The 22,806-nt window shown below is 35.0% G+C and carries 16 protein-coding genes and 4 pseudogenes; 9 read left to right on the forward strand and 11 right to left on the reverse strand.

The features are described 5' to 3' along the window. Window positions 1-254 precede the first annotated feature (254 nt). Both V7024_RS01850 and V7024_RS01855 read right to left on the reverse strand, forming a co-directional pair. On the reverse strand, window positions 255-1,181 hold the full coding sequence (locus V7024_RS01850; protein ID WP_335514863.1) for a serine hydrolase domain-containing protein: 927 nt from the start codon (window positions 1,179-1,181) through the stop codon (window positions 255-257). Window positions 1,182-1,549: 368 nt separating this feature from the next. Further along, window positions 1,550-1,930, reverse strand: a complete 381-nt coding sequence (locus V7024_RS01855; protein ID WP_335514866.1) for a hypothetical protein — start codon at window positions 1,928-1,930, stop codon at window positions 1,550-1,552. Window positions 1,931-2,159: 229 nt separating this feature from the next. On the opposite strand from V7024_RS01855, the gene V7024_RS01860 reads away from it, so the two are divergent. Together V7024_RS01860 and V7024_RS01865 are read left to right on the forward strand one after the other, a co-directional pair. Beyond that, on the forward strand, window positions 2,160-2,780 hold the full coding sequence (locus V7024_RS01860) for a recombinase family protein (RefSeq protein ID WP_335514868.1): 621 nt from the start codon (window positions 2,160-2,162) through the stop codon (window positions 2,778-2,780). A 99-nt stretch (window positions 2,781-2,879) separates the two neighbouring features. Further along, the gene (locus V7024_RS01865) at window positions 2,880-3,539 is read left to right on the forward strand and encodes a serine/threonine protein kinase (protein ID WP_141497420.1); all 660 of its coding nucleotides are present in this window, start codon (window positions 2,880-2,882) and stop codon (window positions 3,537-3,539) included. 498 nt (window positions 3,540-4,037) lie between these two features. On the opposite strand, the gene V7024_RS01870 is transcribed toward V7024_RS01865, so the two are convergent. Then, complete coding sequence (locus V7024_RS01870; protein ID WP_286117266.1) at window positions 4,038-4,394, reverse strand: hypothetical protein; 357 nt, start codon at window positions 4,392-4,394, stop codon at window positions 4,038-4,040. A 134-nt stretch (window positions 4,395-4,528) separates the two neighbouring features. On the opposite strand from V7024_RS01870, the gene V7024_RS01875 reads away from it, so the two are divergent. Together V7024_RS01875 and V7024_RS01880 are read left to right on the forward strand one after the other, a co-directional pair. Then, entirely contained in the window at window positions 4,529-5,236 is a 708-nt protein-coding gene (locus V7024_RS01875; RefSeq protein ID WP_335514873.1) for an IS6 family transposase, read from the forward strand. 825 nt (window positions 5,237-6,061) lie between these two features. Continuing rightward, window positions 6,062-6,700: a hypothetical protein gene (locus tag V7024_RS01880; protein WP_335514876.1), complete on the forward strand. Its 639-nt coding sequence runs from the start codon at window positions 6,062-6,064 to the stop codon at window positions 6,698-6,700. A gap of 225 nt (window positions 6,701-6,925) precedes the next feature. Here the strand turns inward: V7024_RS01880 and V7024_RS01885 are convergent, their stop codons facing one another. The 4 genes and pseudogenes from V7024_RS01885 to V7024_RS01900 all read right to left on the reverse strand — a co-directional run. Next, complete coding sequence (locus V7024_RS01885) at window positions 6,926-7,681, reverse strand: SDR family oxidoreductase (protein WP_335514878.1); 756 nt, start codon at window positions 7,679-7,681, stop codon at window positions 6,926-6,928. A 444-nt stretch (window positions 7,682-8,125) separates the two neighbouring features. Beyond that, window positions 8,126-9,544, reverse strand: a complete 1,419-nt coding sequence (locus V7024_RS01890) for a helix-turn-helix domain-containing protein (protein ID WP_335514880.1) — start codon at window positions 9,542-9,544, stop codon at window positions 8,126-8,128. A 645-nt stretch (window positions 9,545-10,189) separates the two neighbouring features. Further along, window positions 10,190-10,840, reverse strand: coding sequence for an AmiS/UreI family transporter (locus V7024_RS01895; RefSeq protein WP_335514882.1), 651 nt, complete (start codon window positions 10,838-10,840; stop codon window positions 10,190-10,192). A gap of 340 nt (window positions 10,841-11,180) precedes the next feature. After that, a pseudogene (locus V7024_RS01900) lies at window positions 11,181-11,945 on the reverse strand (DnaB-like helicase C-terminal domain-containing protein); the annotation flags it as partial. Between the two features lie 271 nt (window positions 11,946-12,216). Between V7024_RS01900 and V7024_RS01905 the strand changes: the two are divergent. The 4 genes from V7024_RS01905 (at window position 12,217) to V7024_RS01920 (ending at window position 18,125) form a co-directional block, all read left to right on the forward strand. After that, a complete protein-coding gene (locus tag V7024_RS01905) occupies window positions 12,217-12,444 on the forward strand; it encodes a DUF1858 domain-containing protein (RefSeq protein WP_335514887.1) in 228 nt (75 codons plus the stop codon). A gap of 12 nt (window positions 12,445-12,456) precedes the next feature. Next, on the forward strand, window positions 12,457-13,686 hold the full coding sequence (locus V7024_RS01910; RefSeq protein WP_335514890.1) for a DUF438 domain-containing protein: 1,230 nt from the start codon (window positions 12,457-12,459) through the stop codon (window positions 13,684-13,686). A 348-nt stretch (window positions 13,687-14,034) separates the two neighbouring features. Continuing rightward, window positions 14,035-16,254 (forward strand): ABC transporter ATP-binding protein, encoded by a 2,220-nt coding sequence (locus tag V7024_RS01915; RefSeq protein ID WP_335514893.1) that lies wholly within the window; start codon window positions 14,035-14,037, stop codon window positions 16,252-16,254. Continuing rightward, the gene (locus V7024_RS01920; RefSeq protein WP_335514896.1) at window positions 16,251-18,125 is read left to right on the forward strand and encodes an ABC transporter ATP-binding protein; all 1,875 of its coding nucleotides are present in this window, start codon (window positions 16,251-16,253) and stop codon (window positions 18,123-18,125) included. The genes V7024_RS01915 and V7024_RS01920 overlap by 4 nt, the downstream gene beginning before the upstream one ends. A 179-nt stretch (window positions 18,126-18,304) precedes the next feature. On the opposite strand, the gene V7024_RS01925 is transcribed toward V7024_RS01920, so the two are convergent. Both V7024_RS01925 and V7024_RS01930 read right to left on the reverse strand, forming a co-directional pair. Further along, the gene (locus tag V7024_RS01925; protein WP_335514901.1) at window positions 18,305-18,676 is read right to left on the reverse strand and encodes a hypothetical protein; all 372 of its coding nucleotides are present in this window, start codon (window positions 18,674-18,676) and stop codon (window positions 18,305-18,307) included. Window positions 18,677-18,679: 3 nt separating this feature from the next. Next, a pseudogene (locus tag V7024_RS01930) lies at window positions 18,680-19,941 on the reverse strand (Tn3 family transposase); the annotation flags it as partial. A gap of 300 nt (window positions 19,942-20,241) precedes the next feature. On the opposite strand from V7024_RS01930, the gene V7024_RS01935 reads away from it, so the two are divergent. Then, a complete protein-coding gene (locus V7024_RS01935; RefSeq protein WP_335514899.1) occupies window positions 20,242-21,897 on the forward strand; it encodes a lectin-like domain-containing protein in 1,656 nt (551 codons plus the stop codon). Between the two features lie 101 nt (window positions 21,898-21,998). Here the strand turns inward: V7024_RS01935 and V7024_RS01940 are convergent. Beyond that, window positions 21,999-22,088, reverse strand: a pseudogene (locus V7024_RS01940) (recombinase family protein); the annotation flags it as partial. Between the two features lie 170 nt (window positions 22,089-22,258). After that, a pseudogene (locus tag V7024_RS01945) lies at window positions 22,259-22,806 on the reverse strand (IS3 family transposase); the annotation flags it as partial.

The following is a 22,806-nucleotide window of genomic DNA, read 5'->3' on the forward strand; positions in this document are numbered from 1 at the left end:
TAAAAAATGTCCCCTGGAAGGGGTAGCGTCAGGAAAATGCGAATTTACAACGTTAAGGGAATTTCAATATTAAAAAGCCTAATTTCTCAATTTAATGCGAAGAAATTAGGCTTTTTTCATTACTCAATTAAAGCGCCCTTTAATGGCATAACAATATGTTTCTATTAGCTTGTTTACTTGAACAAGAAAATATCTTTGTTACATATAATAAGAAGAATGCGTATTAACATAACAACACATAATCCTCGATAAGATTATAGTTTATCGATTAATGTCTCCCATGTAAGTTCAAGAACACCCACCATATTTTGTGGTTCATTTGAAATATATGTTATAACTGCATTTTTATCTGGCAGCATTACAACATATTGACCATATAAACCATCCATACGATATGAATTAGAGCAAGAGTTCATCCATATTTGATAGCCGTATCCTTGATGATGGTCTGCCGTAGCAAAATAAGGATTAAAATCGTTGGTCTTTATTTGGACAGATGTTGCTTGTTCAATGTAACTTGAAGGAATCAGTTGCTTACCTTTCCAGACACCTTTATCGAGAATTAATTGCCCGAATCTGGATAATTGTTCTGCTGTTAAATATAAACCTGAGAATCCCTGTGGAATTCCTTTTGGACATGTATCCCATTTAGGTTTTGGTATGTCTAAATGTTTAAATATTCTTCTATCTAAGTATTCATCCAAGTTACTTCCTGTAGTAATACTTATTATTTTGGAAAGCATATAGGTTGCGGCATTGTTATATGTAAAATGAGTACCTGGTTTAAATACAATCGGTTCATCAAAGAATAATTGTGAAATATCCCATTCCTGACCACTACTCCAATCAGCCTTCATAACTGGGCATTCTGCATGTCCAGTTCCCATGCAAAGCAAATCATGAATAGTCATCTCTTTTAGGTATTCATTCATTGGGTCATGTTGTATATCTGAGAAAAAATCTATAACATGGTCATTAATTTTAAAGTAACCCTCTCTAATGGCAATACTGACTGCCATTGATGTAAATGTTTTGCTTACTGAATATAAAAGAGCAGGCTTTTCTTCTTCAAAATCATGTTTTGCAATTATATTTCCATTGTTCCTAACAACTACATTCAGAACATGAAGATTCTTACTATTTACAGACAAAATCAAATCATTCAATATTTCATTATTCATTGTAACTCTCTCCATTAAATATATATTTCTTAACAATCCTTAATTCGTATAATCCTACTTATGAGTAGTTTTAAATGTATTGAAATAGATAAATTATAACATTAGTGATAACTTGTTTAAATGTAATGCTTCACACACTTCATACCAATGTTATCAAAAATATTTTGAAGTTTTTGCACCAGAACCCAAAATACTGTATCAAAATAATTCTTAATATTATTAGTAAAACACCTTTTGTTACACAGAAATCTGATAATGGAAATAAAATACAGACTATAATCCAAAATTACATGTATCTCGGCTGAACCCCAGATACAACAATTCTTACAGGGAAAATAAAAAACAGTGAGTTCATATCTCACTGTTTTTTATTTATCGTTAGCTCTAGGATGCATCTGAGTTGGTTTCATAACATTAACTTTAATACCATTTGCAAGTAATTCTTGGATAGTGAAAATTTTACGATTTCTTTCTTTTACGAGCTCTAATTTTCTGAGTAAGCGATCACGAAGAATATGCCCAATATGTTTAAATTTATATTTATCTTCAATTTTATCATGAAGTACTTCTGAGAAAGAATCTTCATAATAAGAATGCGAGATTTTTACCTCAGTTAATTTTCCGTGTTCCACAGTTGTTCCCAGCACATAATAATAGTTTGAGTACTCATCAGAAATTATATCCAAAGCAAAACTAATTTCGTTAATATCATTATTTGCTTCTATGCTTATTGATTGTCCTTGGCTCATATATCTTCCTCCTTTTACTGTATTAATCAATTGTACCATATATATACAAAAATACCGAAACGTTTGTTCTTATTATTAGAAAGTTACATCTTTAAGTGACCTTTATTGTCTATAAAAGTATACCTTTACAGATACATAGGGAACTATAAAAAACCACGTCTATAAACATCCGTTTATTTTATATACCTTTACAGACATAATTGTTATAATTATCAATGAGGTGTAGCATATGAAACATAAAAAATTTGGATATGTGCGAGTTTCGAGTAAAGATCAAAACGAAGAACGGCAAATTCAGAATATGAAGAATTTAGGGATAGAAGAACGGGATATTTTCATAGATAAAGAATCTGGAAAAAATATGGAGCGAGAGAATTATCAAATGCTAAAACGTCTTGTTCGTACAGGAGATACCATTGTGTTTGATTCCTTGACAAGACTTGGAAGAAATATGAATGATACATTAGGAGAATTTAGATATTACGAAAAACATAAAGTAAATTTACAATTTATAAAGGAACCATACATTAACGTCAATTACACTGGAGAAAGTACAAATGATGTTATTCAGAGCGCAATTCAAAAAGCAACACTGACAATATTATCTGCCTTTGCAGAAAAAGAGCGCATTGATATTAAACAACGTCAAGCTGAAGGAATTGCTCTTGCCAGAAAACAAGGTAGACGTTTAGGACGTCCGCCTGTCGAAATAACAGAAGAATTTACGGATGCTTACAAGGAATGGAAATCTGGTTCAATTACAGCAGTAGGAGCCATGAAAAAGTATGGCATCAAACGTTCTTCTTTTTATAAGCTTGCTAAACAGTATGAGGAAAGAATGAAAGAATAGAGAGACAAAATTTTAATTTGTTAAGATAGTAATTGAGGTAGCACCAACATTCGTTAAAATGTGGGTGGGCCCCCTTTTAGCAAAACCGGAGTGGAAATGATGAGTATAAATAGTTTTGTGGGATTGATAAAGGACGAATTATTAAAAGAGGTAAGCATAAGAAGTGAGGATGAATTCGAGCCTGTAGTAGTTAAAGATATTCCTAGACTTTGGAAGTGTTTAGGGACAGGTAATTATGCCGCAGTATTTATGCACAAAGAATACAAAGATTGGGTAGTGAAAGTTTACGCGCGAGAAGGAGAAGGAATTGAAAAAGAGTCAGAAGTATACCGAAGAATCGGAAATCATCCTTCTTATTCGAAGCTTATATATAAAGGAGAAAATTTCATAGTATTGAAACGTTTAAAAGAAATTACCTTATACGATGCTATTCATAAGGGGATTAAAATTCCTAAGCAGGTAATCCTTGATATCAATGAAGCTTTAGAGTATGCAAGGGAACAAGGATTAACTCCTTGTGATGTTCACGGGAAAAATGTGATGATGGAAAACGGAAGGGGATATGTAGTCGATGTATCTGATTTCTTAAAAACAAAAGAAGATAGTAAGTGGAGAGACCTAGAAAAGGCATATTTTACATTTTACTTGCCTTTCATTTATAAATTGCCTTTCCCTGTTAAAATACCGTATTTCATGTTAAACATTGTTAGACGTTCATATAGAAAATATAAGAAGCTTAAAAAGAAATTCAAATTGTAAAAGGACCACATACTTATCTTTAGGTTAGATAAGTGAACCACTAGTAAACAAAAGGACCGTACATTTTAGATATGTCTAATATGTACGGTCCTAATTTTATAACTTCATGAAGGCGTACAGCCAACATTTTAACGAAAATATACGCTAAGCAAAATTCGACATGAAAAAACGTTGATTTTACTACTCTAAGGGAATCATCTAATCTCAAAAACGTATGTTTATGAACAGAGCATAGAATTCAATAATATCAAGGGTTTCTAGCTATAATCACGTTCATAAAGTGTGTACATAATTCAATGTTCAATTAATCTTTGAATTTTATCTTTCTGAACATGTATTTATCTATTAAAAATGCTGCCAGGATAAGGTTTTGTATCCCTTAGCGTACAATTTTCCCAGAATGATATAGTGACCCCTATGAGCTTAACTTGATAGCGATGTGGCGGTACCCTATTTAGAAAGAGATGTTATCTTTCACCAGCACTTCTTGTTTAATAATTACATGAAAAAAAGCTTCCAATGTATTGGCTCAGTTACTAATATGTAAACTATTACAACATCATAAAGCCCTGTCAATATAAACAAGGCGAGAGATGTTAAGATGTATATTCCTGCATATCCTCCCTTTTCCTCTGAACCATAATACGCAATCAGTCCGAATACAAAAGACATCACAAGGAATACCATCTGTAAAATATCAAGTACAATCGATATTCTCATCTCAGCAGGAGTAAAATTACTGCCAGCATCATTAGCAGAATAGTTATAATTTCCATATAAAAATATTAATACCCAAGTAATAAAAAACAACATCATACAAAGTAATGCTAAGGTGTTATATTTGTTTGAACGCATTTCTTTTCCTCCTTGTATTTATGCTTAATATAACTAAAAAGGGGTTCCGGTGCAAAAACTTCAAGATACATGCAAGTAACTTCTAAATCTTGGACATACTGATACTATTACTCTAAAAAAGGTGTGTGATCGGTATGAAAAAGGAAAATTTGTTCAAATGGAAGCATTATCAACCTGATATGATTTTATTAACTGTGAGATGGTACCTACGGTACAACCTCAGTTTTCGTGATTTGGTAGAAATGATGGAGGAACGAGGTTTGTCTATTGCTCACACCACCATTATGCGTTGGGTGCATCAATATGGACCTGAATTAGACGAAAGAGTACGACGTCATCTTAAGACGACAAATGATTCCTGGAGAGTCGATGAAACGTATGTGAAAGTAAAAGGTCAATGGATGTATTTATATCGCGCAGTAGATTCTGAAGGAAACACCATTGATTTTTATCTAAGTGAATCAAGAGATAAACAAGCAGCCAAGCGCTTTTTCAAGAAAGCCTTGGCTGCTTCTCATATTTGTAAACCTCGTGTTATAACAGTAGACAAGAACCCAGCCTATCCCGTAGCGATTCAAGAGTTAAAAGAAGAGAAACGTATGCCTGAAGGCATACAAATAAGGCAAGTTAAATATCTCAATAATATAGTGGAACAGGATTACCGTTTCATTAAGAAACGTGTACGTTCTATGTTAGGATTCAAGTCATATGAAACAGCCACTTCTATATTGAGCGGCGTTGAAGCCATGCATATGATGAAAAAAAGACAACTTAACCTACAGGTGAAGTCTGCTCAAAATGAAGTTGGGTTCATACATAAGTTGTTTGGAATTGCATCATAATCTGTCATTGAATAGGCCATGTAGGTTCTATATCTCTATCAAATGGTTTTTGCACCAGAACCATATTAAGATATTTTTGGTTCTTATACCATAGAACATTGCCTATTCATTTCTAAAAAATCAATAGTGTGTACCTGCCACGCCTTTTCTTATAACCGCCCAAAGCAAAAAAAGGATGGGCTATTACATTTTAATAAAAATATACGCTTCCATAAAAACAAAACCGACTCCAAAAAGGAGCCGGTTTTGTCTTTATTTACTAGCAACGTGGGAAATGGAAAAAATCAATAATTGCATTTAAAATAGCATCTAATACAGGTGTTTTCATCTCAATCACTCCTTTTTATTTTCAAATCCATATATTTATATTATATAATAATTGGAGATTTTTTTAAATCTTTTTTTGTTATTAATTTACATATGATTCAACTTCATACTTCTTATACCTAATATACCAATGGGGTTTAGAACACAAAAAAGGAAGTATTTTTCTAAACTCTTACATACTACAAAGTAACGACACAAACAAAAAAACAATTTACGATTATATTGTCCTACAAAGGAAGCGAGCATCCTGAAAAGCGGATATCATCTGAAGATATACTAACAATTAATAGTATTGAAGGCTACATGAAAGAACATTTTATCAAAAATTAGAAAGCTTACTAGAAAAAAATTCCTTAATTGTATTTTTTCTAAAAATTAAATAGAAAACATCAAATATTCTGTTTTTTATTTCTAAAAATTCACAATATTTACAAAACTATAAAAGCGATATACATTTAAGTTGTACCAAAAAAATCCAAGCAAAGAGGAGATGGTTGTATGTTCAAGAAGTTAGTAGTAGGAGCATTAGCAGCTGGTTTTGCATTAACTGGAGGATTGGGAACGATATCAGCAAGTGCAGAAAAGGCAGAAAAAGATTATACGATTAAATCATTCGAGTATTTAACTGTAGATGAACAGAATGTGAACACCTTGGCCAAAGTGAATAACCAATCTAACAAAGACATAAAGGTAACCATAGTTTTACCTAAACAGAATAACAAGGGAGATTGGTTAGCATATGGTTTTACGAGCAAAGAAGCTTTGGATGCTTTTATTGAAAAAGATAAGCACAGCTTTAAAAATGTAACACAACCTCAACATGAAAATGTAATTAAGCCTCTAGGAAGCGGTCCTGGAAGTACCGATTTCTATGAGCATGCAAATAAAGGCGGACAGTATATTTATTGGAGTAGTGGATTTACAAACTTATCTTCTAGCTGGAATGACAGAATTTCCTCCTTAAGTACAGCGTCACCTTCTGCAAGCTACGCAACAACGCTGTGGGAGCATACTTCATCTCAGGGATATGGCCAAGGAGTCATGTTTAGACATTATGAGTGGTATGGTAAAACTGCTAATATGGATGCGTATTGGAATGATAGAGCTTCAGCAATTCAAATCACAAAGAATCCATGATAAGTAACGAGAGATTCCAATTGATCATGTGAATAAGTTTCAAAATCACTATTCTCTCATCAATTTAGAAGAAACGGGAGAATAGTGATGTTTTTGTGTACAGAAACACTTCATTATTCGTGAACATAACAACCTACTTATAAAAAGAAAAACCTGTATCAATGATTACTCAGTAATCCCGCGATACAGATTTCTTTTATTATATATAATCAACAACTACTTCATTTAACTTCGCAAAAACCCACCTTCTGAGTTCATCACTTGACCAGTGATCCACTTCGCATCGTCACTCGCAAGAAATACCACGATGCGTGCTGCATCTTCCGGCATGCCAATGCGTCCCATTAAAAATTTAGGCAACAGGTGTTTTCTAATTTCATCATTCATCCAAGTTGAATCTGTTGGTCCTGGGTTTACCGCGTTAACCGTAATCCCTAAAGGAGCAAGCTCTGCCGATAACGACTTCGTAAAAGCGGCAATTGCTCCTTTTGTTGCAGCATACGCTAATTCCCCAATCATTGGTCCTAACTCTTGTCCAGATGTCATATTAATAATTCTTCCTCCATCTCTATTCGCTTTCTCAAAGCGACGAGCGAATTCCACACAAAGAAGAAAAGTTGCTCTCATATTTACAGCATAATGATTATCAAGTATATGAGCATCCAACTTTGCATATCCATCATCTGTTGAATATGCTGCGTTATTCACTAAAATCGATAGAGAACCAAACTGCTTGGAAACAGTCTCCATTATTTCAAATGCAGCATTTGCATCTGACAGGTCAATTTCTAAACTGTCACAGCGAACTCCGCATTCCAACATCTCTTTTTGAAATTTCTCTGGCCAATCAATTTCAGACTGCCAATGCGTAAAGAAGATATCTATACCTCGAGAAGCCAATTCACGACATATAGCCGTGCCGATCCCTCTTGGACTACTTACTCCTGTTACAAGAGCAACTTTATTTTGTAAATGTGTCATTTCATATTCCCCCTAATAAATAGGGACACGATGATATGTGTAAATAGAGATGTATTACTCTCATCACAAATAAAAGCCGATACACACAGGTATCCGCCTAGTAAATGGAACGATCACTCCACACCATGCATCCCTTGTATGATTATTGTTTCAATAAATAGACAGACTCCACCCTTGTTATGTATAGGACAAGCACGCTATTTATTTCATTTCGTAATCATTACAACATTTGCCACATGTAGAATCTCAATTCCCCTTTCATTACATCTCTACCATTATTATACTTTCATTGCTAGTGATAATCAATATATTGATTGCTACCAGTCACCTCTTCTTCTATACTTACTCCTTTACTCGCTTTGCATAGGAATTTATCCGTTGCAAAGCGAATTCCAGCAATAAATTGAATCAATTTTTGTTTATCAAGGGTGCCTACGTCTATCTTTAATCCAAATCAAAAATCCGATTTTTTATAGAATCAATTTCATAAGCAGTTAACATGCGAGAAATATAAATGACAGGAGTCCTTATATCTGATAAATGACAATTGCTAATGATAAAATCATATTTCATATCATAGTTAGGAATTTTATGTATACTTACATTTTCCCCGAGGCTTTGTTTCAACTTCCTATAAATAAGATTTTTGTCAATGGTTGTCCCAGACAGTACGAGTGCAATGTTGATTTCATTACAGATTGAGTTGAGAACTGCAGTTGTATGAGAAGCGATATATCTTATTTCATCTTTCGTAAATTGTTTCTCATTGTCTGTTTCATTCCAACGTGAAATGAGAGATACGTTTTCCTTATAATTTCGTAATAATATACTGTCCGAAGAATGGATTGGATCAAAGATATGACTAATCGAGAAATTAAGTTCTCTGGAGATACACACCTTATAAAAATATGGAATGACTTCCACTATTAATTTCCCCTTTAGTTCACTCGATAATGGATTGTCTATTAAAAGAGTATCAATGAAATTCATGAACTTTTTATAAAGCTCCTGATCACATGCACTTACATACTCAAGCGTTGCCTTCCCCTGTGAACTTGTGTTTATTAATCCAAAAAATAAAAATACATGCAAGGCATCTCTTTCATATTTTGGAAATTCGATTTTATAATAATTCTCAATTTCTGTAATAATTTCATTGAGGCACTTTAATTGCTTGTGACTATAGATAGGCTTGCCTGTTACCTCTTTCGTTACACAATGTCTATTAAAAAATCGATTAATAAAAACAAAAACAATACTGCGTAACAATAAAATATCCATAGGAACTTCGTTACTATAGAGGATCGCTAGCACTTTTTTTCTTAAATCAACCGGCAAGAAAGGTCTATCGGAAAATTGTTGTGTAAAGTAAAAGAAAGCAATATAGTAATATCTTATATTGATTTCATCTCCTTCAAGTTGAAGATCCCTGAATTTAATATTTAACCCGCTTTTATTTAACATTTTATTATAATCTTTTAAATGGGCTCTCAAAGTTAACTTATTCATATATAGAATTTGAGACCATTTTTCTAATGTGTAATATTTATTATGAAAGATTTCTAACATCACTTTATAAAGTGCACTTTCTGTCAAATAAGAATGAATCACAGGTAATATCGACTCTTCCACTGGCTTGATTAAAATGTATCCTCTCGTTTTCACGCTAATAATTTTCCAGTTTTCGGGCAATTGCTTTTTTAATTGTGAAATATCATTTCTGATTGTTCGTGTCGAGCACTGCAACAGATCTGCAAGCTTTTGAGACGATACTAATTTTTGCTCATTATTTAAAGCCTCGAGTATCTTGATTTGTCTTTTTATTGCTTTATCATCTATTAAACTACAAATAAAATTATGCATACATATATTACCTTTCTTTAAAACCATCAAAAATGTAAACATCAATTATAAATCAACATTGCTAATAAATGCTAGTTATTAGAATTTTTTCATGAATTGTTGATAATTTTCTGCCAATCAAAATGTCATGGTACACCCTATAAACACTATGCACACAAATACAATAATGAAAATACCCTTTTTTTCAGTTATTAAAGGAAAAAATACTAATTTTAAACATTTTGTGAAGTGATATGCTTATATTACAAAAGTTACTTGACCAACTTTTCTATTCGTAATGTTATAACATGTAGAAGTGTTTCATTAGAGACGCATCCTTTAATGGGACAACACAAAAAGCCATGTTACTCTATGAAGGGTATCATGGCTTTTTATGTTGTAGCTATATTATACAATGGAATTGTTGGCACCACATTCATTAGGTGTATCTTCTTCAGCAATGTAACAATCACAAAATCCTTGTTACTTAAAAGTTAGTTTCATTACATATCATTAACCCACTTTTACATTTCACCTTTGCAGAATAACGAGAACCGACAGAAGATATTTAATATAAATACATTCATAACAAAAACGCGATCAATTTCTAATCCTCATTTAGGAATTGATCGCGTTTTTCTAAATAAATAGGTTGGTAAATTCACTTCACTTGGTGTTTCCACACTTTTCAATGGTATGAGTATCTATATTTTTATGAACAGCATTTACATTTCCTTTCAGCTTAAACGTACAAACACAGAAATATATAATCGAAAGAATAGATACACATATCCATAAATTATATACATAAGAAGTTTCCCATACCCCTATAAGGGAAAGAAGAGCAGGGCAAGTTAGTGTAACCCATGACTGTACAAAAGCTATTTTTCCAATATAATGATTGATGCTCTTTTTCTGGGCATTAGAAACAAAAAATAAGAACCATAGAAATGCCCACATAAACCAAGTTAACGCATTAACTATATCATGAAAATGTATAATAGCTACAATCATGTAGAATAGTGCAATAATCGCTACCCAAAGAGAAAACCAGCCTAATCCATCACCCTTCAATCCTGCAATGAAAGTAACTCCTACATATAAATAAGTTAAGCCAAACAAAAAAGTAGCTGCATATAAATAGACTGTCCAATTACTTTGATCAGATACTACAATTAAATAGAAAGGAATAATAATTTGCAATACACCTACAAATAAATTAAAAACACCTGCACTCTTTTCGTCCGCTTTTCCTAGCATCACAAGGCTATTTAAAAAGAGCGCTGCACCAGAAATCAATAATCCTACATTACCCATATATATTCTTGTGAAAAACAAAACTGTTTTTCACAACGATACCTCCTCACATCATACATTCATTTTTTCATAGTTTTAACGATAAAAAGCAATTCCTCTTCTCCAATAACATGTGGCAGAGGAACTGCTTGTATTTAGAAAAATTTACAACAGACCGTACATTTGAAATGCATATAAATTTTCAATTAAGCGCTTCCGAAAAAAGTATGCATTAAGTTATGAAAACGATATCAATATCGTAACAGCATTCAATACAAAAGTAAATAATACAAAAAATAGTAAAATTTAAACGACCAAAATCATCGCATACCAATAACTTTGTGTGCCTTCAATCGATACATCACTCCACAAATCGCCCATACTCTTTCAAAAACCGCAGCTTCACTACCCCAACAGGCCCGTTCCGATGCTTTGCCACATGAATTTCTGTCACATCTTTGTTCTCTGTTTCCTTATCATAATAATCCTCCCGGTACATGAACATAATGATATCGGCATCTTGCTCAATCTGTCCTGTCTCCCTTAGATCAGATAAAAGCGGGCGCTTATCGTTTCGCGATTCAACCGCACGGGATAGTTGTGACAGTGCTACGACGCACACATTTAAATCACGAGCGAGCAATTTCAGTTTGCGAGAGATTTCACTCATTTCTTGAAATCTATTTCCTCTATACTTCGAGTCGCCTGTAATGAGCTGTAAGTAATCAATGATGACGAGCAGCTTTTTATTTGGATACTTTCGTTTTAGCTTGCGGACTTGCACCCAAATGTCCTGCGTTGTCACCCCTGCTTTATCGTAAATCTCTAGCGGGAGCTCCCCAATTTCTGCAAATGCCTGGCTTGTTTTCTCCCAGTCTTCAATTGTGAAACGATTCTTCTGATTTTTCAGCCTCTTCCCTGATACCCCGCCAGCACAGGAAACCATCCGTTTTAATAGTTGCTTATCGCTCATCTCTAAAGAAAACAACCCAACTGCTGCACCTGACTTTGCCGCATGAAACGCAATATTTAAAGCGAACGCTGTTTTTCCTACGGAAGGCCGCGCGCCAATCACAACAAACTCGCCACCTTGCAAGCCGCACGTCATCTTATTTAAAGAGGAAAAGGCCCTGACCGCTACTATACATAGCCAGTCCCTCTCGACCACTAAAAAAATGCTTTTCTATCGGTTTTTCATAGAGTGACTGAGTAGTTACAAAATTTCTTTTTATTACGGCCTCTTGTACTTCTTTTTACACAGCGTACTCCACTAACGCTCCTAGTTTTCTCTTCAAATTTCCAAAAAACAGGCGTGTGATTTTCCTCACTTCTTATTCATTATCTCTATGTTACATTATTCTTGAGAATTAATATCATTTATTTCCGAGGTGAGAGTGATGACAAAGATAATTGATTTTAGTCAAACCGTTTGCGATTTGGCTAACAAACACCCTGAGATCATCCCTATCTTAAAAGAACTAGGTTTTGAACAAATAACAAAACCGGGCATGCTGAACACAGCCGGCCGGGTGATGACTATTCCAAATGGCTGCCGGATGAAGGGTATTTCGTTCGATGTAGTTAAAAAAACTTTTGAAAATAATGGATTTAACATTAAAGAATAGAGGAGAATTCTTATGAGCGAAATAATTAACAATCGTGAACAAGAAAGTATAAATAAATTTGAAAGACAGGCTATCTTAAAGGAAATTATTAAAAATCTTCATAATGGAAAAAGTGTGGAAGAAGTGAAGGCTCAATTTGAAGAAGCAGTCGGGAATATTACCGTCGCGGAAATTTCAAAGCTTGAACAGGCACTCATGGAAGAAGAAGGAATTCCAGTGGAAGAAGTACAACGTTTATGCTCGGTGCATACAGCTATTTTTAAAGGTTCCATTGAAGAAATCCATCGATCCGATAAACCCGAAGATCAAGCTGGGCATCCAATTCATACATTTAAGCTTGAAAACAAAAAAATTGATAAGCTTGTTAACTTCAAACTTCAACTTCACTACGAACGTTTCAAGAAAGAAGATAGTGCAGAAAACATTTATAAACTAATTGAAGATTTAAATCTGTTGTTGGATGTGGATAAACACTACAGCCGTAAAGAAAATTTACTTTTCCCTTATTTAGAGAAATATGGAATTTTTGGACCTACACAAGTAATGTGGGGAATCGATGACGTCATTCGTAACGCCATTAAAGATGTGAAACAAACATTAACAAACTATAACGGAGATAAAAAGACGGTCTTAGACGGCATTTACTTTGTCATCCGTGAGGTAACTGAAATGATTTTTAAAGAGGAAAACATTTTGTTTCCAATGGCACTTCAAACTCTTACAGAAGATGAATGGATTAAAATCGCTCATGAAAGTGATGAAATTGGCTATTGTTTAACAGGTCCTGCGAGTGTATGGAAACCTGAAAGAAAAGCAGTGCAAGAGCAGGCTATGTCTGAAGGGTTCATTCGTTTAGAAACAGGCATACTATCTTTACAACAACTAGATATGATGTTGAACCACTTGCCTGTGGATATTACGTACATTGATCAAGATGATGTTGTACGTTACTTCTCTCATGGAAAAGAACGAATCTTTGCTCGCACAAAAGCGATAATCGGCAGAACAGTTCAAAACTGCCATCCTCCGAAAAGCGTTCATGTCGTTGAAAAGCTCTTGGAAGACTTTAAATCTGGAAACAAAGATTGTGAAGATTTCTGGATTAAGTTAAAAGATAAATATGTATACATTCGCTATTTCGCTATACGGAGTGAAGATGGAGAATACATGGGCACCCTTGAATTCACACAAAATATCAACCCAATTCAAGAAATCCAAGGGGAAAAACGCATTCTCTCATAAGGCGAAACTCTTATCAGCCCTTATCAATCGGACTTTTATGCCCCCCACCTAACTTCTTTATTTTACTGAATGTTGAGGTGGGGGTTTTCTTGGTTTAGAAGCCTCATTGACTTAAGACTTCCTATTTTTGGTTAACCAACACACCTAGTACTGACCGTTTCTACGCATGACCAAATCCTCTCCCTAAGGTTTTCAATTTATCTTTATATTCTAAGCTCTAAAAGTTGCATAACATCTTAATATAGTCATAGAATTAATCTGTAGTTGAAGATAGATAAAGAGCGGGTAAACTGAAGAAAAAAGAAAAAACTAAAAAAATTAGAAACGGAAAATGGAGAGATGAATTAAATGTTCAAGATCATCAAACATTTAAAACCATTTGTTGCTTCCATCATTGCAGTTGTATGTCTCTTAACTGTACAAGCAGTATGTGACCTATCGCTGCCAGACTACATGTCTAACATTGTCAATGTAGGGATTCAACAAAAAGGTGTCGAAAACGCAGTACCTGAAGTCATTCGTAAAAGTGAGATGGATAAACTTACGCTCTTTATGAATGACAAAGAGAAGAAAACAATAACTGACAACTATGTACTGTTAGATAAGAACAATCTTTCTCAAAGTGAACTGAAAAATGACTTAAAAGATTATCCAAAGCTTGATAAAGAACCACTTTATAAGCTACATACAACGGATAAAAATACAATCAGTGAACTGAACGATCTCTTTGGAAAACCGATGTTAATTACACAAGGAATTGAAAAAGGCGGCACTGACAGTAAAACAGAGATGAAGCTTCCGCCAAATACAGATCCTTTCACAGTCATTGCCAAACTTCCTCAAGATCAAATCAATGCGATGAAAGAAAAAGCGGATGAAAAGTTTAAAAAGATGCCAGGCAGCATGATAACACAGGCCGCTGTTTCATTCATTGAGAATGAGTATAAAACGATTGGTATCGATACAGGTAAACTTCAATCCAATTATATTCTCACTTCGGGCGGGAAAATGCTGCTTTTATCATTAGTAAGTATGGCAGCTACCGTTATCGTAAGTTTACTAGCAGCAAAAGTGTCGGCAGGACTCGGCAGAGATCTTCGAAAGAAAGTATTTCGAAAAGTTACAAGCTTCTCGAATGCGGAGTTTGATAAGTTTTCCACTGCCTCTTTAATCACAAGAAGTACAAATGATATCCAGCAAGTGCAAACACTGATGGTCATGATGCTTCGAATCGTATGCTATGCACCAATTTTAGGCATAGGCGGCATGATTAAAGTGCTGAACACAGACCTTTCAATGGGCTGGATTATCGGCGTTGCGGTCATCGCAATTTTAAGCTTAGTTATCGGTTTATTTAGCGTCGCCATCCCTAAATTTAAAATGATTCAAAAGTTAGTCGATAAAATTAACTTAATCACGCGTGAATCGTTAACAGGCATGCTTGTCATTCGTGCATTTAACAATCAAAAGCATGAAGAAAAGAAATTTGAAAAAGGAAATCAAGATTTAACAAAAACAAATTTATTTGTCAGCCGTTTAATGTCATTTATGATGCCAATGATGATGCTGATCATGAATGCTGTTACGTTACTCATTATTTGGGTTGGATCGCACCAAGTAAACATGGGAAATATGCAAGTTGGTGATATGATGGCGTTTATGCAATATACAATGCAAATTATCATGGCCTTCTTAATGATTTCAATGGTATCGATTATGGTTCCACGTGCTTCTGTATCCGCACAGCGTATTGCCGAAGTTCTAGACACTGACGTTTCTATTCGCGATGCAAAAGAAACAAAAACATTTGCGTCAGACAAGAAAGGTTACGTTGAATTTAAAGATGTTAGCTTTAAATATCCAGGTGCAGAAGAAGATGTGCTTTCTCATATCACCTTTACCGCAAAATCTGGTGAAACAACGGCTTTCATTGGAAGTACAGGCAGCGGGAAATCAACATTAATTAACTTAATTCCGCGCTTTTACGATGTAACCAGCGGCCAAATTTTAATCGACGGCACTGATATTAGAGAAGTATCTCAGAAAGAATTACGAGAGAAAATCGGTTATGTACCGCAAAAAGGAGTTCTCTTCTCGGGTACAATCGAAAGTAATCTGAAATACGGTAAAAAAGAAGCGACCGAAGAAGAACTAGCAAAAGCGTCAGAAATCGCTCAAGCGATGGAGTTTATTCACGCGAAACCAGAAACCTTCCGTACAGAAATATCACAAGGTGGTACGAACGTTTCCGGTGGTCAAAAACAACGACTTTCTATCGCGCGTGCTCTTACGAAGCAATCGGAAATCTTCATATTTGATGATAGTTTCTCAGCTCTTGACTTTAAGACAGACGCGCTACTACGCAGAGCTTTAAACAATGAACTTGCAGGAAGTACGATTTTACTTGTTGCCCAAAGAATCAGTACGATTATGAATGCAGATAAGATCATTGTACTGGATGAAGGAAAAATCGTCGGAACTGGTACTCATGAAGAGCTTATGGAGAACTGTGAAGTTTATAAGCAAATTGCTTTATCACAACTTTCAAGAGAGGAGTTGTCATCATGAGCGATAAAAAAATAGAAAATAGAAAACAAGGTGGCCCTGGTCCTGGCGGCGGTGGTCATATGGGCGGCGGCATGCGAAAGATTGAGAAAGCAAAGAACTTCAAAGGAACGATGAATAAGCTCCTTCAATACTTGAAGCCCTATAAATTATCAATCTTAATCGTTATCTTTTTCGCAATCGGTAGCGCAGCCTTTACAATCGTTGGTCCAAAAATTTTAGGAAAAGCGACAACAAAACTTTTCGAAGGACTCGTAAGCAAAGTAACAGGAGCACCAGGTGCCGCAATTGACTTTACCTATATCGGAAACATTGTCATTTTACTCCTTGGATTATATATACTGAGCGCTACGTTTGGCATTATCCAAGGCTATATCATTTCTGGAGTAGCTCAAAAAGTATCTTATAACTTCAGAAAAGAAATTGATGAGAAAATTAACCGGATGCCGCTGAAATACTTTGATAAAACAACGCACGGAGAAGTATTATCGAGAATTACAAATGACGTAGATACGGTGAGCCAAACGTTAAATCAAAGTATGTCGCAAATTATCACATCAGTGATTACAATCATCGGTGTACTCATCATGATGTTATCCATCAGCTGGCAAATGACATTAGTGGCACTCTTAATCTTGCCAGTATCGATGATGCTCATCATGGCAGTCGTAAAACGATCACAAAAATACTTCAAATCCCAGCAAGAATATTTAGGACATGTAAACGGGCAAGTTGAAGAAATTTACAGTGGTCACAATATCGTCAAAGCCTTTAACACAGAAGAAGAAGAAGTGAAAAAATTCGAAGAGGTAAACAATACCCTTTACCACTCGGCATGGAAGTCCCAATTTTTATCCGGAATGATGATGCCGATTATGATGTTTATCGGTAACATCGGTTACGTAGCCGTATCGATTTTAGGTGGATGGCTTGCTGCAAAGAGAACAATTGCAGTTGGCGATATTTTAGCCTTCGTTCAATATGTAAGAAACTTTACGCAGCCAATCGCTCAAGTAGCGCAAATTGCAAACGTGCTCCAATCGACAGCTGCTGCTGCCGAAAGAGTCTTCGAATTTTTAGAAGCAGAAGAAGAAATATCAGAATCAGAAAATCCAGTGAAGCTGGAAAAAGTAAACGGAGAAGTTACTTTCAAAGATGTTGAGTTTGGTTACAATCCAGATAAAACGATCATCAACAACTTCTCAGCTGGTATCAAACCTGGCCAAAAAGTTGCAATCGTCGGCCCAACCGGTGCGGGTAAAACAACGATCGTAAAACTATTAATGCGTTTCTACGACGTAAACAGCGGTGCCATCTGCATCGACGGTCACGACATAAAAGACTTTACGCGCGAAGACTTGCGCAGCATGTTCGGTATGGTACTCCAAGACACATGGCTATTTAACGGCTCCATCATGGAAAATATCCGTTACGGTAGACTCGATGCAACCGACGAAGAAGTCATCGAAGCAGCGAAAGCCGCACACGTACACAGCTTCGTCAAAACATTACCAAACAAATATCAAATGGAACTAAACGAAGAAGCAAGCAACGTATCCCAAGGACAAAAGCAATTACTCACAATTGCCCGTGCCCTTCTAGCGGATCCAAAAATCTTAATACTCGACGAAGCAACAAGCTCCATCGACACGCGTACAGAAGTACTCATTCAAAAAGCGATGGAAAACCTCATGAAAGGCCGAACAAGCTTCATCATCGCTCACAGATTATCAACAATCCGTGATGCCGATCTAATCCTTGTTATGAAAGACGGGGATATTGTAGAACAAGGTAATCATGAAGAGTTGTTGAAGGCTGATGGGTTTTATGCTTCGCTTTATAATAGTCAGTTTGAGAGTGCGGATGCTTCTTGAATTTAAAGAGAACACTCCTCTGTTTTTAGAGGAGTGTTTTGTTTTGGGTATGGTATTTGATAATAAGGATAACCGTAATGCCCCTGCTAATAGTTGCTTTTTCATTTGTTTCTCTAACCTAATTTTTCCCCTTGCAATAACAATTAATTACTATATTTTAGTATATGATTTTCATCAAACTACCTCAAGTGCTCTAAAATTTGCAACATGCGCAAAAATGGATTTCCTAAATCATTTGTGTTGAGTGCCGCGAATGATTTCATTTCATCAACACAGTTCGTATATTCCTTATTTATTATAAGCTGTAATGTTTCTACCTTACGAAGTTCATTCGTTATATATCCTTCTGGTACATATGGTGACCAAAACATGTATACTCGATTAGGAAAGTCATTTAATAGTAGCGATGCGTATTCCTTCTGCACTTCATGTTTTTTCTTAATCTTCTCTACCGTTTGTTGATTAGACCCATACAGCAATCCACGAATATGAGTTGTTACTTCACAAAGGTAGGCCGTTTTGGTCTTTAAATTCAAACCTACTACATCCAATTCACTTAATCCTGGATCCCTACCATGCTTTGCATTTACTTGTGCCAACAGACTGAACTGACCACCAGCTCTAAAGAATTATCCATCAGAAGATGAAGTTGAACCATCTCCCCAATGAGAAGAGAACTGGTATTTATGCTAAAAATCAGTAATTGCTTCAAGAGCTTTGGAATAATTTTCATCCCTTATATACCAATCCGATATCCAAGCTAATTGTGTATAAGATATATTTGGACATGCATCTGCCATTTTTGATAGACCAAGATTAATTCCATCAGCCAAAATAGCTGCGAATAATATGGATTTATCCTTTGGCTCAGTTTGAGTATGAAGATGAACAAAATATTTGCTAAAATGTGTCCAGCTATCTACTTCTACCAATAGTTCTGTTAATTTAATACGTGGTAATACACTATAAATAAGTCTAGTTAGATCTTCGACTTCATCTGGAATCATTTTCTTTAATCACATGCTTGAACCATTTCGACTTAAGAAAATCCATCGGAGCTGTTTCAGGGATTTTTCTTTTTCCTGTTTGGTTGATTTCTTTCAACATCTCTAGGTCCTTAAATAACGTATGGCTCGCTTTAGAGGCTTTAAATACATACGTTCTTAATAATCTAGGTGCAAACTTCCAAAAATGTCCATAATGATTATCTAGTAGATCTAAATAATCAAATTCTGCTGGTCTGGCTAGTTCTTCAGCCTGTTTCACTGATTGTACAAATTGTTCCCATGAAATAATAGATTGTAAAGATTCAAATGGATCTTGTTCTAATTCATTTGCTTCAATGTAAAGTTTTTCCAACTTTTACGTATAAACGAACCTTTTCATTAATCGCTTTTCCGTCCTTTTGAAAATGTTCCTTATGTTTCTTTTCTCCACGATTAAACATTCTACCCATTAGTTTCTCGAGCATCTCTATTCCTTGATCTGTTAAAAAAGCATATATATGAATGAGAAAGGCCATAAGAGTTGCATGTCGTTTGAGCTCATGAAACCTGGATAAATGTTGATTGGAATAACGTGATCCTTCACGTGCCATCTGTAGCAATCGATTCTGATGCACTTCTCTACCGTTATCTAAAGGTAAATTAAATTTTGGGATAAACTCTATTCGATCTATAATCTTGTGAAAATTTTTAACAGAAACAACACCTGAAGGTTGTCGAAGCCACGATAAATACGAAAACTTGTATCCTTTTCCTACACTTAATAACTTATCTAGTTGCTTCCATTGAGAAGAAGTAAGGTTTCTATTCATAAAAGCGCACCTTCTAAAAATGATATATAAATTCCTTATAGAAGACACATGAAGCGCTCAGCCAATTACAAAACAAATTCTTTTTGTTCATTTATAATTTTAATAACTATATTTCTCAACCTATTTTATAAGATTTAACTTTTGGAAAGTTACATAAAATGGTATTTTAATTATGCTGTTGAATATTTTTTAAGGGGGATACGTATTGTAATTTTATTTCTTTACCAGTAAATCTTCAATGGAAAAAAGGTTGGTTTTATGCACAATATTCAATTAATCTTTTATGAAAGGAAGAGAAATATGAATTCTAAATCTACCATCGAAAAAGAGGTACAAAAGAGTCAATATCTTGATATTCGTAACATATGTAGCATAAATGGTTCTGCTAAATTTGATCCTAATACTAACATTACAACCTTAACAGAAGCTATAAATTCTCAAGCAGGTGCGATTGCTGGGAAAACCGCGCTAGATATGAGACATGATTTTACTCTCGTAGCAGATATATACCTAGGGTCAAGAAATGGGGCTGATGGGATTGCGATAGCATTTCATCGTGGATCAATTGGGTTTATCGGTGATAGAGGAGGAGGCTTAGGGATTCTATCAGCACCACAAGGAATAGGATTTGAATTAGATACGTATTGGACTGCATCTTCAGATGAAACAGGTGATTCATTTGGTCATGGCCAAATGAATGGACCACATGCCGGATTTGTTAGTACGGATCGAAACAGGAACTATTTAACAGCTTTAGCCCCTATGCAAAGAATTCCTGCACCTGATAATAAGTGGAGAACTCTAACTATTAATTGGGATGCACGTAACAACAAACTAACAGCAAGTCTTCAAGAGAAAAATAATGATACTTCTACTAAATCAGCTAGCCCAAGATATCGAGAATGGACGTTATTAAATCCTGCATTTGATTTAAATCAGAAATACACTTTTATTATTGGCTCAGCTACAGGGGCTGCTAATAACAAGCATCAAATCGGAATTACTTTGTTTGAAGCATACTTTACAAAACCAACTATAGAAGCAAATCCTGTTGATATTGAAATAGGTACAGCATTTGATCCGTTAAACTATGAGCCAATTGGTCTTAAGGCTACAGATGAAATAGATGGAGACATAACAGATAAAATTACAGTTGAATTTAATAATGTGGATACATCTAAACCAGGTGCATACCGTGTAACATATAAAGTGGTTAATAGCTATGAAGAAAGCGATGAAAAATCAATAGAAGTTGTAGTATATACGAAACCAACTATAGCGGCACACGATGTAGCAATTAAAAAAGACTTAGCATTTGATCCATTAAATTATGAACCAATTGGACTCAAAGCAACAGATCCAATAGATGGAGATATAACAGATAAAATCACAGTAGAATCTAATAATGTAGATACTTCGAAACCAGGTGAATATCATGTCACGTATAAAGTAGTAAATAGCTATGAAGAAAGTGATGAAAAATCAATTCTTGTTACGGTACCTGTTATTGATGATGGATGGGAGAATGGTGATCCTAAGGGATGGAAATTCTTCTCTGGTGAATCTATTACTCTAGAAGAAGATGAAGAAAATGCTCTTAATGGAAAATGGGTATTTTATTCAGATAAACATGTAGCTATATACAAACAAGTGGAGTTGGAAAACAATATCCCTTATCAAATTACAGTATATGTTAAACCAGAAGATGAAGGAACTGTGGCACACCATATTGTTAAAGTATCTTTAAAACCTGATCCTGCCGGTCCAGAAAGTGAAGAAATTCTAAATACAAGGTTAATTGGTGCGGAGCAGATACAAAAAGGATACAGAAAATTAACAAGTAATCCATTTACACCAACAACAATTGAACCCTACAAAAAGCCAATAATAGTTATTGAAAACTTTTTAGCAGGATGGATAGGTGGAATTAAAATAATTGTAGAACCTACAAAGTAAGAGTTTAAAAATTTATTTAGGAATAGACAGAAAAAACGTGCCTGGAAATGTAAACATTGGTTTTAATAAATATATTAGAAAAGAAGAAACACAGAGATTTATCACTTCTGTGTTTCTTCAAGTTTCCGCTGATTGATTTCTCGATACAGGGAACCTTGTGATATTCCAGTTCCTTCTACAATTGATACTACGTCAAGATAATAGACACAGATTTCTACCGCGCTTTCGCTCGGTGGCCTTCATAAAAAATTTTAAATAAAGAACGGTTTAAAATTTTTTATGAAGGTGAAATCAAGCTGCTGAATTTCCATACATGCGTTCAAATTCGTTCGGTGTATGATAATCCAAAGTCGAATGAATTTGTTTGATATACTAGCTCACGTTTAAGAATACCGTGAAAAGATTCAATACAAGCATTATCATAACAGTTTCCCTTTCGGCTCATACTGCCTATCATGTGGTACTTTTTTAACAGTCTCTGATATTCATGAGAAGCATACTGAACTCCTCGGTCTGAATGGTGAATGACGCCTTTCTCCGGATTTTGACGCTTGTAAGCCATGGTTAGTGCAGAGATCACCAATTCCTTTGTCATGGTTTTATTCATGGCCCAACCTACGATTTTGCGGGAATACAAGCCCATTACGCTCGCCAAATACAACCAGCCCTCATTAGTCGGAACATACGTGATATCCGCTACCCACGACTGGTTTGGTTTACTAGCCGTAAACTGTCGATCTAAAATGTTTGCACTTACTGGGTGATGATGTTTCGAATTGGTAGTAGCCTTATATTTTTTGACCGTACAAGACTTCCATTGGTTCTTTGTCATAATACGAGAAACTGTTCGCTCACTTACCTTCACGCCGCGTTTATTCAACGTTTTAGCAATTTTAACGCTGCCATAGC

The organism is Bacillus sp. JJ864 (genome assembly GCF_036963045.1).
Classification (GTDB): Bacteria; Bacillota; Bacilli; order Bacillales; family Bacillaceae_G; genus Bacillus_A; species Bacillus_A pseudomycoides_C.